We start from the raw sequence: 14,282 nt of genomic DNA, 5'->3' as shown, positions 1-14,282 counted from the left end.
CCCCCCCCCCCCCCCCCCCCCCCCCCCCCCCCCCCCCCCCCCCCCCCCCCCCCCCCCCCCCCCCCCCCCCCCCCCCCACGACCCCACGGCGAGCGCCGGGGGAGGGGCGGGTCAGCGGGTCGGGGTCGCCGCTGCCGAGGCCGCCGTCGCGGCCGCGGCCACCACGACCAGCCCGCGGCGCACGACGTGCGCGCGTTCCCAGCGCGCCCGCGCCTGCCGCCACCCCGGCGCCTCCGCGCCCGGCCGCCAGGTCCGCAGCCGCTCGTTGACCGGCACGTGGACCCGCACGGTGAGGACGACCGCGCCCGCGACCGCCGCCACCGACATCGCCCGCGCGGCCGCGGCCCGCGGCGCGGACCGGGCCAGGGTCGCCGTCGCGGCGGCGCCGGTGCCCATCGCCAGCACCGACAGGGCCGGGGCCAGGCGGCGCATGACGGCGTCGGCGCGCTGCTGGTGGCGCACGTAGTCGTCGAAACCCATGGCCCGGCGGCGCCGGCCGAACGGTTCGGGGACGATCGCCAGCGCGAGCGCGGCGGTGCAGACGTCGTGGGCACGGGTGGCGGTGGTGGTCGGGTCCACCCCCCGATCCTGGCGCACGGCCCGTGGAACCCGGTGGCACCCCGGCCGCCGGGACTGCGACGGTGAGGGCGTGCACGGATCGGGAGGGAACCGGCTGCGCTGGCCCGAGCTGCCCGCGCCCGTCCACGACGCCGTCGCGCAGGTCCTCGGATCGCCCGTGGTGCAGGCAGTTTCGCAGTCCGGCGGGTTCTCACCGGGGTCGGCCGACCGCGTCGTGGCCGATGACGGGACGCGTGCCTTCGTCAAGGTCGTGAGCCGCGCGCAGAACGAGGAGTCGCCGCGGATGCAGGAGCGCGAGGCGCGGATCACCGCCGCGCTGCCCGCGGCCGTGCCCGCGCCGGGTTTCCGCGGGGCCCGGTGGGTGGGGGACTGGCACGTCCTCGTGCTGGACGAGGTGCCCGGCCGGCAGCCGACGCTGCCGTGGCGGGCCGACGATCTCGCCCCCGTGGTGGCGGCGCTGGAACGCCTCGCGGCGACCGCGACGCCGTGCCCCGTCCCGGACCTGCCGACGGCCCGGGAGGCCCTGACGGGTCAGCTGCCCGCCGACGCCCTCGACCTGCTGACCGGCGACACCCTCGTCCACCTCGACCTGCGCGCCGACAACCTGCTGCTGACCGCGACCGGCGCCGTCCTCGTCGACTGGCCGCACGCGTGCACCGGCCCGCCGTGGCTGGACCTGCTGGCGCTGCTGTTCGAGGTCGATCGGCTGGGCGGTCAGGACCTCGCCGAGCGGACCCTGCGGACCTCCCCGCTGACCCGCGACGTCGACCCGGACGTGCTGACGACGGTCCTGGCGGGGTTCTGCGCGTTCTTCCTCGGCCGGGCCGCGCTGCCGCCCCCGCCGGGGCTGCCGACGCTGCGCGGGTTCCAGCGGGTCCAGGGCGAGGCGCTGGGCCGGTGGGTGGCGCGGAGACGCTCTCGAGGGCGCTCCTGAGCGTGCACGGACCGCTCCCGGCGCGGGGGACAATGGGCGGGTGAGCGCTGCCGAGTCCGAGACGCTGGTCGACACCCCCGCCGAGCAGGTCCTGTCCGAGGCCCGGCGCCGGCGCACCATCGCCGTCATCTCCCACCCCGACGCCGGGAAGTCGACGCTCACCGAGGCCCTCGCCCTGCACGCCAGGGCGTTGCGCGAAGCCGGGCACGTCCACGGCAAGGCCGGCCGCGCCGGGGTCGTCACCGACTGGCAGGACATGGAGAAGCAGCGCGGCATCTCGATCAGCTCCGCCGTCCTCCAGCTCGACCACCGCGGCACCGTCGTCAACGTCGTCGACACCCCCGGTCACGCCGACTTCTCCGAGGACACCTACCGCGCCCTGACGGCCGTCGACGCCGTGATCATGCTGGTGGACGCGGCCCGCGGCATGGAGCAGCAGACCCGCAAGCTGTTCGGCGTCTGCAAGCAGCGCGGGCTGCCCGTCATCACCGTGGTCAACAAGTGGGACCGGCCCGGGCAGGAGGCGCTGGCCCTGCTCGACGAGGTCGAGACCGTCACCGGTCTGCGGCCCACCCCGGTCACCTGGCCGGTGGGGATCGCGGGGGACTTCCGCGGGCTGCTGGACCGCTCGACCGGCGCGTACACGAAGTACACCAAGGCCCCCGGCGGGGCGACCCTCGCCGTCGAGCAGCACTTCGACCCCGCCGGCGCCGCCGAGGTCGAGGGGGACGCCTGGCAGGCCGCCGTCGACGAGCACGAGCTGCTCGAGGCCACCGGCGCCGACCACGACGAGGCGTCCTTCCTGGCGTTCGAGACGACCCCGGTGTTCTTCACCGCGGCCGTCGCGAACACCGGCGTCGGGCAGGTCCTGGACGCCATCGTCGACATCGCACCCTCCCCGCGCGACCAGCCCGACGTCACCGGCGAGGTCCACCCCGTGACCGGGCGGTTCAGCGCGCAGGTGTTCAAGACCCAGACGGGCATGAACCCCGCCCACCGCGACCGGCTCGCCTTCGCCCGCATCCACTCCGGCGTCTTCCACCGCGGCATGACGGTGCGCGACGACCGCAGCGGGCGGCCGATGGTCCTCAAGCACGTCCAGACGGTGTTCGGGTCCGACCGGTCCACCGTCGACGTCGCCTGGCCCGGGGACGTCATCGGGCTCGTCAACGCCCGGCACGTCAACGTGGGGGACACGCTGTCGGAGAACGGACGCCTCAGCTACCCGCCGCTGCCGGTGTTCGCCCCCGAGCACTTCCGCACCGTCCGGCCCAAGGACCTCGGCGCGGGCAAGCAGTTCCGGCAGGGCCTGCGCGAACTGGACGCCGAGGGCGTCGTCCGGGTGCTGACGTCGGACTCCCGCGGTGACGGCGAACCCGTCCTGAGCGCCGTCGGCGCGCTGCAGTTCGACGTCGTGCAGTACCGGATGACGCACGAGTTCCGCTCGCCGGTGCTGTTCACCGAACTGCCCTTCACGACGGCCCGCATCATCGACCGGGAGGACGCGCCGCTGCTGCGGGCCCACCGCGGCTGCGAGGTCGTCGAGAACTCCGAGGGCCGGGTGTTCGCGCTGTTCACCGACGAGTGGCGGGTCCGCAGCTTCGCCCGCGACAACCCCGACGTCCGGCTGGAGGAACTCGTCGCCACCAGCGACTGACCGGCGCCGACCCGGCCGGTCAGGTCAGCAGTTCCACGACCTCCGCCCAGGAGGAGACGACGACCGCGGCGCCGGCCTCGCGCAGCGCCTCGGCGCGGGCCTCGCGGTCGTCCCCGGGGACGAACTGGACCGTCCCGATCGTGGGGAACCCCGCGGCGACCGCGGACAGCGCCCCGTTGATCGAGTCCTCCACGGCGACGGCCTCGTCCGGGGTGACGCCGAGTTCCCGGCCCGCGAAGGCGTAGACGGCGGGGTCGGGTTTGCTCGTGGGGACCGGCAGGGAGTCCTCGGCGCTGAAGCGCCGGGCCGCGTCGAACAGGTCCGCGAGGTCGGTGACCTCCAGGCACGCGGCCAGGCGCGAGGAGGCGCTGGAGGTGACCGCGGCCAGCCCGAACCGTCCCGCGAGGGTGCGCAGCGGGTCGCGGACCGCGGCGTCGGGCCGCAGCACCGTCCGCAGGTGGGCGGTGACGACGTCCTTCTCCTGCCCGACCCACGCGTCCAGGTCGGCGCCGGCGAGGTCCCGCCCGTACCCGCGGGCCAGTTCCTGCGCCGCCGCCCGGAAGTTCTTCCCGTTCGTCATGGCCTGCAGTTCCTCGGGGGCGAACGGGCGCTCGGCGCCCAGTTCGGCCAGGAACCGGTTCGTCACCTCCGCGGAGGCGGCGTAGGCGGGTTCCTCGGAGGGGAACAGGGTGCCGTCGGCGTCGCACAGCAGGGTGGTCACCCGGGCGCGGTCGAACGGTGCGGCCGCGCTCACCGGCCCGCCCCCGTCGCCAGGTCCAGGTACAGCCCGATGACCTCCCGTGGTCCCTGTTCCTCCAGCGACCGCAACGCGACCTCCACCCCGGCCGCGAACGCCGGGTCGTCCCGCAGGTCGCCGAAGACGGTCTGCTCGCTCATCAACGGCTCCGGTTCCTCCTGCCCCTGCCGGGCCAGCTCCACGAGCCGGTCGGCCAGGGGACCGTCGACCGGGACGTCGTTCCCGGCGTAGTCGTACCCTCGCAGGAAACGCATCCACCCCGCCACCGCGAGCAGCAGCAGCTGGTGCGGTCGCCCGGCCTCCACGGCGGCCTGCACCGAGGGGAAGACGTAGTTCGGCATCTTGGTCGAGCCGCGTCGGCCCAGCCGGGTGAGCTGGTCGCCCATGTGCGGGTTCGCGAAGCGCCGCACCAGGGTCTGCTGGTACTCCTCCAGGTCGATGCCGGGCACCGGGGGCAGCAGGGGGACGATCTCGTCGGCCAGGAGGTGCTCGAAGTAGGCGCGGAACACCCAGTCGCCCAGCACCTCGTCGATCGTCGAGTACCCGGCCAGGATCCCCAGGTAGGCCAGGGCGCAGTGACCGGCGTTGAGCATCCGCGTCTTCATCGCCTCGCAGGGCGCCACGTCGTCGACGAACTGGACCCCGACGCGGTCCAGCGGCGGGCGGCCGTGGCAGAAGGAGTCCTCCACGACCCACTGGGTGAAGGGCTCGGTGACCACGGGCCAGCGGTCGTCGACGCCGGTGCGTTCCACGACCCGTTCCCGCTCGCCCGGCGTGGTCGTGGGGGTGATGCGGTCGACCATGCTGCTGGGGAACGCGCCCTCGGCCTCGATCCAGTCGGCCAGTTCCCCGTCCCGCAGCCGGGCGAAGGAGACGACGGCCGTCCGGGCGGCCGTCCCGTTGTCCGGCATGTTGTCGCAGGACAGGACGGTGAAGGGGGGCAGACCGGCGCGGCGGCGGCGGTCCAGCGCCTCGACGAGGAAACCGAACACCGTCCGCGGGGACGCCGGGTGCTCCAGGTCGGCCCGCAGGTCCTCGTCGTCGGCGTCGAACTCCCCCGTGTGCGGGTCGATGCGGTAACCGGTGCCCGTGATGGTGAGGGTCACCACGCGGGTCGTCCCCGCGGCCAGCGCGTCCAGCACCGCGGCGGGGTCGTCGGGGGCGAACAGGTAGCGGTTCAGCACCCCGACCACCCGGGCGCGGTCGGTCTCGCCGCGTTCGACGACGAGGAACAAGCCGTCCTGGTCGGCCAGCACCTTGCCCATCTCCGGGCTGCGCAGGCCGACGCCGACCAGCCCCCAGCCCGTCTCGCCCGTGCGGGCCAGGTCGTCGAGGTAGACGGCCTGGTGGGCGCGGTGGAAGCCGCCGACGCCGATGTGCACCACGGCCGGTTCCAGGGCCGAGCGGTCGTAACCGGGTGCGGCGACGCCGGACGGCAGGTCCGCCAGGGTGTCCTGCCGCAGCGGCAGCGGGGCGCCGTTCACCGGGCCCACCGCGCCCGCAGGGCCAGCAGGGCCTCGCCCGGCCGGGGGAGTCGCTCGCTGAGGGTGGTGAACAGGTCGCGCCGGACGAGGTGACCGACGTGGTCGCCGTGCACCTGCCCCGGGCCCGCGGTCGGGGTGTCCAGGATGTCCGTCCGGTCGTCGGGGCGATCGCTGGTCTGCACCCTGCGCCCGATCAGGCTCAGCACGGCGTCGGTCAGGGCGGGGTTGAACTTCTCGCCCAGGAGGAACCCCAGGGACGCGCCGCCCACGACGGCCTGCCGCCGCGGCCGGGTGGCCATCCGCACGACGACGTCGGCGACGAGTTCGGGGGCGTAGACGGGCGGTGGGGGTTTGGTGAGGTGGTCGGTGTGGTTGCGCGAGTGCTCCCAGAAGGGGGTCCCGATGCCGGCCGGCAGGATCGTGCTCACCGCGGTCCGGGAACCCTCGGCGGCCAGTTCCATCCGCAGCGCGTCGTAGAACGAGCGGACGGCGAACTTCGAGGCGGTGTAGGGGGCGTGCAGCGGCAGCGAGCGGACCCCCTCGACCGAGGCCATGCCCACCAGGACGCCGCCCCCGGCGCGGGCCAGCGCGGGCACCGCGACCTTCGCCGCGGCCACGTGCCCGAGGTAGTTGACCTCGCTGACCCGGCGGAACTCCTCCAGCGGGACGTCGGCGATGGTGCCGTAGACGCTGACGCCGGCCATGGTCACCCAGGTGTCGACGCGGCCGTACGTCCCCTCCGCCGCGGCGACCAGGGCCTGCAGGTCGTCGGGCCGGGTGATGTCGGCGGGGACCGCCGTGGCCCGGCCGCCGTCGGCGGTGATCTGCTCCACGAGGGCCCGCAGCGCGTCGACCCCCCGGGAGGCGCACACGACGGCGGCTCCCTCGCGGGCGAAGCGCAGGGCGGTGGCGCGGCCGATGCCGCTGGAGGCGCCGAGGACGACGGCGACCTGGTCGGTGAGCGGTCGGGTCACGGGAGTTCCTCCGGGGTGGTGGTCGGGCGGGGAGCGTCCGCCGCCGGGCCCAGCAGGGCCAGGGCGACCTCCAGCTCGGTGGCGAGGTGGGGTTCGTCGGCCAGGGTCCCCAGCACCTCGTGGTGCCGCCGCAGCAGGGTCCGGGCGTCCAGGTCCGCACCGGCCGAGGCCCGCAGCCAGGCGGCGAGGGCGAGGACCAGCCACGACCGGGGGTGGTCCTGGTCGACGGCCTGGCGCAACGAGGGCAGGACCAGCGCCGGGAAGGCGTCGGCGGCGGCGGCCCGCAGGGGTTCGAGGGGTTCACCGGTGCGGGGGTCGGCCAGCCGGGCCACGACGTCCGCGCGGTACCGCGCGAGGTCGACGCCCGGGACCTCCAGGAACCCGGCGGCCGCCTCGGCGAGGAACCCCTCGAGCGCGGCGCGCGCCGCGGGGTCGGCCAGCGCCTCGTCGGTCGTCCGCGCCGTGGAACCGGCGCTCAGGAGGGCTGCGAGGCAACGGGTCGCGTCGTACAGGCGCATCCGCAGCGTCTCGTGCGGGGCGGTGCCCGCCACGAACCGGGCGCCCACCTCCTCCAGCGGGGGACGCTCGTCGCAGAAGGTGTCCTCGACGGTCCACCGGGGCGAGCCGGCGGCCGCCAGGACGGGGTCGAGCACGCTGCTGGGGAAACGGCCGTGCTCCTCGATCCACGCGGCGAGCCCCGGGTCGTCCCGGTGGGCCGCCTCCAGGACGGCCGAGCGCAACCGGGGCCCGTTGCGCGGGGGAGGGTCGCAGCTGAGCACCGTGAACGGCGCCCGGCCCGCCGACCGGCGACGGGCCAGGGCCCGGGCGAGGTGGGTGTGCACGGCGCCCGCGGCGCCCGGCTCCCGCGCGGTCGCGAGCAGCGGGTCGGGCCCGTCCGTCTCGACCGTCACGACCCTCGTGTCGGGTGCGGACAGGGCTTCCAGCAGCGCCTCGGAGCCCTCTCCCGGGGTGGGGTGGGCCTCCCGCGGACCGCTCGGGCGCAGGTGGACGACGGCGGGGGCCGTGCGTTCGACGTCGCAGGGGACGACGGACGGCGGTGGGGCGGTGGTGGTGGAGGGCAGGGGCGAGCGGACGCGGGACATGGGGACCCTCGGGGAGGAAGGGGACGGGGAGCCCGCTGTTGGACCGTGGGGATCGTGGGACCGGGGGGCAGCCGTCGACTCGACCACGGCGCTGCCTGGACGCGGCGCGCGCACCGGCCGGGGTCCTGGACCCGGGCCGACCGTCCCACTGGAACACCCCTCGCCCCCGTCGGCAACCCGAGTCCGGCGGCTCAGCCTCCGGCGAACCGCCCCGGGGTCGTCCCCAGCACCCGCCGGAAGTGCCGGTTCAGGTGCGGCTGGTCGTGGAACCCCGCGAGCGCCGCGGCCTCGGCCGGCCGGTGCCCGGCCAGCAGGAGCCGCCGGGCGAGGTCGACGCGGCGGCCGGTGAGGTAGGCGTGCGGGGGCATCCCGACCTCGCGGGTGAAGGTGCGGACCAGGTGGGCGGTGGAGGCCGACAGTTCCCGCGACGCCTCGGTCAGGGAGATCCCGTCCACGACGTGCTCGTCGAGCAGCGCCCGCAGCCGCCGCGCCAGCGGGACGTCGCGGACGGGGCGCCGGGTCGTGGCGCGCAGGTGGTCGCCGACCGCGTCGAGCAGGACCGCGGCGCGGGACTCCACGTCGAGGGGGTCGAGGGTCCCGGGGGCGCCCGACAGCCGCCGGTGCAGCTCCCGCGCGGCGCCGACGAGGCGGGCGTCGGGCAGCTCGGGGGTGTCGACGGCGCGGCCGGCGGACACCGCCGGCAGGGCGTCGGGTTCGAGGTACAGGACGCGCTTGCGGAAACCCGCCGGGGTCGCGGCGCGGCCGTCGTGCGGGACGTGCGGGGGCAGCAGCGTGAGGAGGGGACCGGTGTCGTGCGGGCGGCGGTCCAGGTCGTAGTGGACGGCGCCGTCCTCCACGAGCAGCAGCGTCCACGTGTCGTGGGTGTGCAGCGGGTAGGCGTGCTCGACGAAGCGGGCCTGCAGGACCTCGGCGATCCCGGTCACGCCGGGGCGGCGGCTGCGGACCTGCTCGCTCACGTCAGGAACGTACAAGACGGGGCCGTGGCGCGGGGGGCAGCGTGGACCGGGTGAACGACGTCCGCTTCGACACCAAGACCGCCGTCCTCGTCCGCGACGACCTGGCTCCCTGGCAGCGCCTCAACGTGACGGCGTTCCTCGTCAGCGGCCTCACCGCGGCCCACCCCGACCTCGTCGGGGAGCCCTACGGCGACGGTGACGGCACCGCGTACCTCCCGCTGCTCGGACGGCCCGTGATGGTCTTCGAGGGTGACGCCGCGACCTTGCGCGCGGCCCGGGCCCGGGCCGTGGGACGGCAGCTGCCGACCGCCCTGTTCACCGCGGAGATGTTCACCACCGGGCACGACGCCGCGAACCGCGCCGCCGTCGCCGCCGTCGCCGCCGACGACCTCGACGTGGTGGGGCTGGCCGTGCACGGCCCGAAGAACCCCGTCGACAAGGTCCTCAAGGGGGCCCACGCGCACCCCTGAGGGTCGGGTACGTTCGGCCGGTGACCTCGAGCAGCACCTTCGACGGCCCGCCGGGGACGGTGGACGTCCAGCTCGCACCGGACCACGTGCTGGTCCGGCTGACCGGGGAGGTCGACGCCTACCTCGGCCCGGACCTCGTGCGGTGCGTCGACGAGGCCCTGGCGGTGCGGCTGCCGGTGGTCGTGGAGGCCGAGCGGGTCACGTTCATGGACTCCACGGGGCTGGGTTTCCTGGCCCGGCTGGCCTCGCGCAGCGGGGAGCGGCGGATCACGGTGACCGACCCGCCCGAGGTCGTGCGGCACCTGGTGCACCGCGCCCGGCTGGAGCAGATCATCGACTTCCGCCCCGACGTGCCGCGGGGCCCGGCGGCGTGAACCGGCTGGACGTCCTGGACTGGCGGCGCCGGGTCGCGGCGCTGTACGCGCGGGTGCGGGAGCTGGACCCGGCGGCCGGGCACGCGGTGTGGGTGGCGGGCCGCGAGGAGCTGTTCGCCACGCACCCGGCGGGGCCGCTGCTGCCCGCCGACCGCGAGCGCTTCACCGGCTTGCCGGTCGCCGCGTACGACCCGGCCCTGCGGTTCGAGGTGCCCGTGGAGCCGGCGGCGCCGCTGCGCCGGGAGGCGGTGACCGGGACCGACGGGACGGTGGTGTTCGAGCGGGTCGGGGCCGTGGCGCTGCCGGGGGTGGGGACCCTCGACGTGTGGTGGCTGGACCAGTACGGCGGCGGGCTGTTCGTGCCCCTGAAGGACCCCGGCCCGGGGTACGGCGGGGGCCGGTACGTGCTGGACACCGTCAAGGGCGCCGACCTGGGCAGCACCGGGCGGGGGCTGGTCGTGGACCTGAACTTCGCCTACCCGCCGAGCTGCGCGTACGACCCGGTGTGGGCGTGCCCGCTGCCGCCGCCGGGCAACGTCGTGGACGTCGCGGTGCGCGCCGGGGAGCTCGCCGGCCCGTGGGGCACCCCCTGAGCTGCCCGTGCGGGGCCGGTCAGTCCCGCGCCGACCCCTGGGCGGGGACCGGTTCGCGCAGGTCGACGGTGCGGGGGGCGCGCCCGCGCCGCCACGCCCCGAGCAGCTGCTCGGTGGCCTCGTCGTCCCCGGCGCAGCGGAACATCCCGAGGGTGTAGATCCGCGCGGCCTCCTCGGCCTGCCGGTGCCAGGAGAACTCCTCGCCGAGCTGGAGGTACACGTCGACGTCGGGGCCGTGGCTGTCGAGGACCTCGTCGGCCAGGACGACGGCCTCGCGCAGGTGGCCGCACACCAGCAGCGCGGAGACCACGTAGCAGCGGGTGTCGGGGGCGACGTGGTCGCCGGTGGCCAGTGCCTCGCGCGCCAGCCGCAGGGCCCGCCGCGCGTCCCCGGCGAACGCCGCGTGCTCGCTGGCCGCGACGAACAGCCGGCCGCGCGACACCGAGTCGCCCGGTACCGCCCGCCGCGCCCAGGAGTGCAGGAGGTCGGCGACGGCCCGTTGACCCCGGGCGTCGTTGGCCGCGCTCAGTTCGACCCGTTCGAGGTCGTCGCAGCTGACAGGTGCTCGCACCGTTCGGAATCTAGTGAGCGCGGGCGCGTTCGTCGCCCCCGCGGAGCCCGTTCGGGCGGGGTTCACGCGTTCGGCGCAAGCTCCACCACGACGGGGGCGTGGTCGGAGGCGCCCTTGCCCTTGCGCTCGGCCCGGTCGATCGTCGCGCCCGTCACCCGCGCGGCCAGGGCGGGGGAGCCGAGCACGAAGTCGATCCGCATGCCCTGCCGCTTGGGGAAGCGCAGCTGCGTGTAGTCCCAGTACGTGTAGGTGCCCGGCCCGGGCGCGTACGGGCGCACCGTGTCGGTGAAACCGGTGTCGACGAGCGCCCGGAAGGCGGCCCGCTCCGGTTCGGACACGTGGGTGGACCCGGCGAAGAAGTCGACGTCCCACACGTCCTCGTCCTGGGGGGCGATGTTGAAGTCGCCCACGAGCGCGACCTGGGCCGCCGGGTCCTGCGCCAGCCAGCGCGCCCCCGCGTCCCGCAGGGACTGCAGCCACAGCAGCTTGTAGGCGTAGTGCGGGTCGTCCAGGCCGCGGCCGTTGGGCACGTACAGGCTCCAGACCCGCACCCCGCCGCACAGCGCCCCGATGGCCCGGGCCTCGGCCACGGCCGGGTCCCCGAAGTGCGGCACGTCGGGGGAGAAGGCGGTGCTGACGTCCTCCAGGCCCACCCGGGAGACCAGCGCGACGCCGTTCCACTGCGACAGGCCGTGGTGGGCCACCTGGTAGCCGAGGTCGGTGAACGCCTGCTCGGGGAACTGCTCGTCCTTGCACTTGGTCTCCTGGAGCGCGACGACGTCGACGTCGCTGCGCTCGATCCAGGCGAGGACCCGGTCGAGCCGGGCACGGATGGAGTTCACGTTCCAGGTCGCGAGGCGCACGCGCCGGACGTTACCCCGCTCCGTCCCGCCCGCCTCCCGGGCCGTCTCCCCGGCCGCGGCCGAGGGTGGACTCCCGCTCGACGACGGTGAACGGCACGGTCACGTCCTGCGGGGTGGCCGTGGGGTCCTGGATCCGGCGCCGGAGGAGGCGGACGGCCTCCTGGACGAGGGCGGCGTGGTCGGGGGCCACCGACGACAGCGACGGGATGTGGAAGCGGGCGTCCTCGACGTCGTCGAAGCCGATGACCAGGACGTCCTCGGGGACGCGCACCCCGCCGTCGGCCAGGCCGCGCACCACCCCGAAGGCGAGGGTGTCGGTGACGCAGAAGACGCCGTCGGGCGGTTCGGGGCGGGCCAGCAGCTCCTGCGCGCACCGCCACCCGGCGGCCTGGGTGACCCCGGCGTGGGCGGAGGTGACCTCGGCGCCGGCGGCGCGGGCGGCGCGCAGGAAACCCTCGGTGCGCAGCGAGAACGCGGCGCCCTCGGGCAGGTGCACCGAGCCCACGTCCTCCAGGGTGGGGAACCCGACGAGGGCCAGGCGCCGGCGGCCGTGCTCGAGCAGCACCCGGGTGGCGGCCTCGGCGCCGGCGACGTTGGCCATGCTGACGTGGTCGACGGTCCGGTGCAGCTCCTGCTCGCCGAGGACGACGACGGGGACCTCGCGGCTGAAGGCGTCGATCTCGCGCTCGGTGAGGCCGAGCGCGGCGATGACGAGCCCGTCGTAGGCGTTGAGGCGGGAGTCGCGGAACGCGGCGATCTCGCCCTCGCGGCTGGCGTGGGTCTCCTCCACGACGGTGGCCAGCCCGACCTGGGAGAACGCGCGGACCAGGCGGTGGCTGAGCTGGCCGTAGTAGTGGCTGTCCAGGGTGGGGACGGCGATCCCGACGACCCCGGTCCGGCCCTGCCGCAGGCTGCGGGCGGCGACGTTGACCTGGTACCCCAGCCGTTCCACGGTCTCCATGACGAGCCGGCGGGTGGGTTCGCTCACGGGCCGGCGGCCGGTGAGGGCGTTGGAGACGGTCATGGCCGAGACCCCGGCCTCGGCCGCCACGTCGCGCATCGTGACCACGGTCGACCCCTCTCCCGGCGCGGTGGGTGACGGGGTTCCGTCCCGCCGCTCCTGAAACTACCGCCCAGGGCCGGGTGAACCCCTTGACACCGCTGGGCGGCCCTCCCACTATATCGATATACGCAGGGTCGCGGCCGCCGACGAGGGCGGACGGGACGGCCCCGCGCCACGACTCCGAAGACACCCGGAAGACCCGGAAGACCCCGACGAGCCGGCGGGAACGTGCCCGCCCCACCCCGACCCTGCGAGGCCCGCGTGATCACCGACGACCACCGAGTGGACGACTCCCTCCCGCTCGCCCGGACCCACCCCGACGACCCGGCCGCCCCCGCCGCGCGGGTGCGCGCCGTCCTCGACGTGGACCTGCCCGGCCCGCGCATCAGCCGCCACCTCTACGGCCACTTCGCCGAGCACCTCGGCCGCTGCATCTACGGCGGGTTCTGGGTGGGGGAGGACTCCGAGGTCCCGAACGCCGGCGGGTTGCGCCTCGACGTCGTCGAGGCCCTGCGCGCCCTGGACGTCCCCAACCTGCGCTGGCCCGGCGGCTGCTTCGCCGACACCTACCACTGGCGCGACGGCGTCGGTCCCCGCGAGGACCGCCCGGCGATGGTGAACTCCCACTGGGGCGACGTCGTGGAGGACAACTCCTTCGGCACCCACGAGTTCATGGCGCTGTGCGAACTGCTGGGCGCCGACCCCTACGTCTCGGCCAACGTCGGCAGCGGGACCGTCCGCGAGGCCGCCGAGTGGATCGAGTACCTCACCCGCGCCGACGACTCCCCGATGGCCCGGCTGCGCCGCGCCCACGGCCGCGACGAACCCTGGAAGGTCCCGTTCTGGGGCCTGGGGAACGAACCCTGGGGCTGCGGCGGCGGCATGAGCTCGGGCGCCTACGCCGAACTCGCCCGCCAGTACGGCACCTACAGCCTCGACCACGGCGACAACCGCCTCTACCGCATCGCCGCCGGGGCCGCCGACGCCGACTACCGCTGGACCGAGGTCCTCATGCAGAACCTCGGCCGCTACCTCGGCGACGGCGAGGTCACCGGGCACGGGAAGAACACCTACCAGGCGATCTCGTTCCACCACTACACGATCGTCGGCCCCACCTGGGACGCGAAGGGTTCCGCGACGCGGTTCGACGACGACGAGTACTACCGCACGATGGTGAAGGCCGCCGGGATCGAGCGGATCATCGCCGGGCACGCCCACGTCATGGACGCCTACGACCCCGACCGGCGCGTCGGCCTCGTGCTCGACGAGTGGGGCACCTGGTTCGACGTCGAACCCGGGACGAACCCCGGTTTCCTGTTCCAGCAGAACACCCTGCGCGACGCCCTGGTGGCCGGGGTCCACTTCGACGCCTTCCACCGCCACGCCGGCCGGCTGGTCATGGCGAACATCGCCCAGACCGTCAACGTCCTGCAGTCGGTCCTGCTGACCGACGGCGACACCCTCGTCCTGACCCCCACGTACCACGTGTTCGAGATGAACAAGGGACACCACGACGCGGCGTCGCTGCCGCTGGCCGTGCGCGGGCAGACCCCCTCCCGCGACGTCGACGGCACCACCCTCTCGACGTTCTCCGGCTCGGCCAGCACCCGGGACGGGCGCGTCCTGGTCTCCCTCAGCAACCTCGACGCCACCGCCGAGCTGACCGTCGAGATCGACGTGCGGGGTTGCGCCGTGGAGGCACCGACCGGCCGGTTGCTGAGCGCGGCGGAGATCTCCGCCCACAACACCGCCACCGACACCCCGGTCGCGGTCCGCGACCTGCCCGGCCTGAGCGTCGAGGGCGGGGTGCTGCGGGTGACGCTGCCCGCGCACAGCTTCGCCACCGTCAGCTTCGCCACCGGCGCCTGACCCGCGCCACCCCA

The 14,282-nt window shown here is 75.3% G+C and carries 15 protein-coding genes; 6 read left to right on the top strand and 9 right to left on the bottom strand.

From position 1 onward, the window contains the following. Positions 1 to 111 precede the first annotated feature (111 nt). Complete coding sequence (locus tag ACRYRX_RS20810; protein ID WP_432515044.1) at positions 112 to 579, bottom strand: anthrone oxygenase family protein; 468 nt, start codon at positions 577 to 579, stop codon at positions 112 to 114. 70 nt (positions 580 to 649) lie between these two features. Between ACRYRX_RS20810 and ACRYRX_RS20805 the strand changes: the two genes are divergently transcribed. Both ACRYRX_RS20805 and ACRYRX_RS20800 read left to right on the top strand, forming a co-directional pair. Beyond that, positions 650 to 1,513 (top strand): phosphotransferase family protein, encoded by an 864-nt coding sequence (locus tag ACRYRX_RS20805; RefSeq protein ID WP_432515043.1) that lies wholly within the window; start codon positions 650 to 652, stop codon positions 1,511 to 1,513. Positions 1,514 to 1,553: 40 nt separating this feature from the next. Continuing rightward, the gene (locus tag ACRYRX_RS20800) at positions 1,554 to 3,170 is read left to right on the top strand and encodes a peptide chain release factor 3 (protein ID WP_432515042.1); all 1,617 of its coding nucleotides are present in this window, start codon (positions 1,554 to 1,556) and stop codon (positions 3,168 to 3,170) included. Between the two features lie 19 nt (positions 3,171 to 3,189). On the opposite strand, the gene ACRYRX_RS20795 is transcribed toward ACRYRX_RS20800, so the two are convergent. The 5 genes from ACRYRX_RS20795 to ACRYRX_RS20775 all read right to left on the bottom strand — a co-directional run bounded on the left by ACRYRX_RS20795 (position 3,190) and on the right by ACRYRX_RS20775 (position 8,465). Further along, positions 3,190 to 3,891 carry an HAD family hydrolase gene (locus ACRYRX_RS20795; protein ID WP_432515041.1) on the bottom strand — a complete coding sequence of 234 codons (702 nt, stop codon included), beginning with the start codon at positions 3,889 to 3,891 and terminating at the stop codon, positions 3,190 to 3,192. A 29-nt stretch (positions 3,892 to 3,920) separates the two neighbouring features. Beyond that, positions 3,921 to 5,411 carry a mannitol dehydrogenase family protein gene (locus tag ACRYRX_RS20790; RefSeq protein ID WP_432515039.1) on the bottom strand — a complete coding sequence of 497 codons (1,491 nt, stop codon included), beginning with the start codon at positions 5,409 to 5,411 and terminating at the stop codon, positions 3,921 to 3,923. Next, entirely contained in the window at positions 5,408 to 6,385 is a 978-nt protein-coding gene (locus tag ACRYRX_RS20785) for an SDR family oxidoreductase (RefSeq protein ID WP_432515037.1), read from the bottom strand. The genes ACRYRX_RS20790 and ACRYRX_RS20785 overlap by 4 nt, the downstream gene beginning before the upstream one ends. After that, the gene (locus ACRYRX_RS20780; RefSeq protein WP_432515036.1) at positions 6,382 to 7,488 is read right to left on the bottom strand and encodes a mannitol dehydrogenase family protein; all 1,107 of its coding nucleotides are present in this window, start codon (positions 7,486 to 7,488) and stop codon (positions 6,382 to 6,384) included. The genes ACRYRX_RS20785 and ACRYRX_RS20780 overlap by 4 nt, the downstream gene beginning before the upstream one ends. Before the next feature lie 191 nt (positions 7,489 to 7,679). After that, positions 7,680 to 8,465 carry a helix-turn-helix transcriptional regulator gene (locus ACRYRX_RS20775; RefSeq protein ID WP_432515034.1) on the bottom strand — a complete coding sequence of 262 codons (786 nt, stop codon included), beginning with the start codon at positions 8,463 to 8,465 and terminating at the stop codon, positions 7,680 to 7,682. A gap of 50 nt (positions 8,466 to 8,515) precedes the next feature. Here ACRYRX_RS20775 and ACRYRX_RS20770 point away from each other — a divergent pair, with 50 nt between their 5' ends. From ACRYRX_RS20770 to ACRYRX_RS20760, 3 genes are read left to right on the top strand one after another with little or no spacing between them, the layout of a single operon-like run. Then, complete coding sequence (locus ACRYRX_RS20770; RefSeq protein ID WP_432515033.1) at positions 8,516 to 8,935, top strand: DUF2000 family protein; 420 nt, start codon at positions 8,516 to 8,518, stop codon at positions 8,933 to 8,935. 20 nt (positions 8,936 to 8,955) lie between these two features. After that, the gene (locus tag ACRYRX_RS20765) at positions 8,956 to 9,309 is read left to right on the top strand and encodes an STAS domain-containing protein (protein WP_432515032.1); all 354 of its coding nucleotides are present in this window, start codon (positions 8,956 to 8,958) and stop codon (positions 9,307 to 9,309) included. After that, on the top strand, positions 9,306 to 9,902 hold the full coding sequence (locus ACRYRX_RS20760) for a DUF1684 domain-containing protein (protein ID WP_432515031.1): 597 nt from the start codon (positions 9,306 to 9,308) through the stop codon (positions 9,900 to 9,902). The genes ACRYRX_RS20765 and ACRYRX_RS20760 overlap by 4 nt, the downstream gene beginning before the upstream one ends. A 19-nt stretch (positions 9,903 to 9,921) precedes the next feature. Here the strand turns inward: ACRYRX_RS20760 and ACRYRX_RS20755 are convergent, their stop codons facing one another. The 3 genes from ACRYRX_RS20755 to ACRYRX_RS20745 form a co-directional block, all read right to left on the bottom strand. Continuing rightward, on the bottom strand, positions 9,922 to 10,473 hold the full coding sequence (locus ACRYRX_RS20755; RefSeq protein ID WP_432515030.1) for a hypothetical protein: 552 nt from the start codon (positions 10,471 to 10,473) through the stop codon (positions 9,922 to 9,924). A gap of 62 nt (positions 10,474 to 10,535) precedes the next feature. Continuing rightward, complete coding sequence (locus ACRYRX_RS20750; RefSeq protein WP_432515029.1) at positions 10,536 to 11,336, bottom strand: exodeoxyribonuclease III; 801 nt, start codon at positions 11,334 to 11,336, stop codon at positions 10,536 to 10,538. A 10-nt stretch (positions 11,337 to 11,346) separates the two neighbouring features. Beyond that, complete coding sequence (locus ACRYRX_RS20745; RefSeq protein ID WP_432515028.1) at positions 11,347 to 12,396, bottom strand: LacI family DNA-binding transcriptional regulator; 1,050 nt, start codon at positions 12,394 to 12,396, stop codon at positions 11,347 to 11,349. Positions 12,397 to 12,681: 285 nt separating this feature from the next. Between ACRYRX_RS20745 and ACRYRX_RS20740 the strand changes: the two genes are divergently transcribed. Then, complete coding sequence (locus tag ACRYRX_RS20740; protein WP_432515026.1) at positions 12,682 to 14,268, top strand: alpha-N-arabinofuranosidase; 1,587 nt, start codon at positions 12,682 to 12,684, stop codon at positions 14,266 to 14,268. The last annotated feature ends 14 nt before the right edge of the window (positions 14,269 to 14,282 follow it).

The sequence above is a fragment of the Kineococcus lubricus genome (genome assembly GCF_050871965.1).
Taxonomy (GTDB): Bacteria; Actinomycetota; Actinomycetes; order Actinomycetales; family Kineococcaceae; genus Kineococcus.
This window is presented reverse-complemented; position numbering and strand designations above follow the sequence as displayed.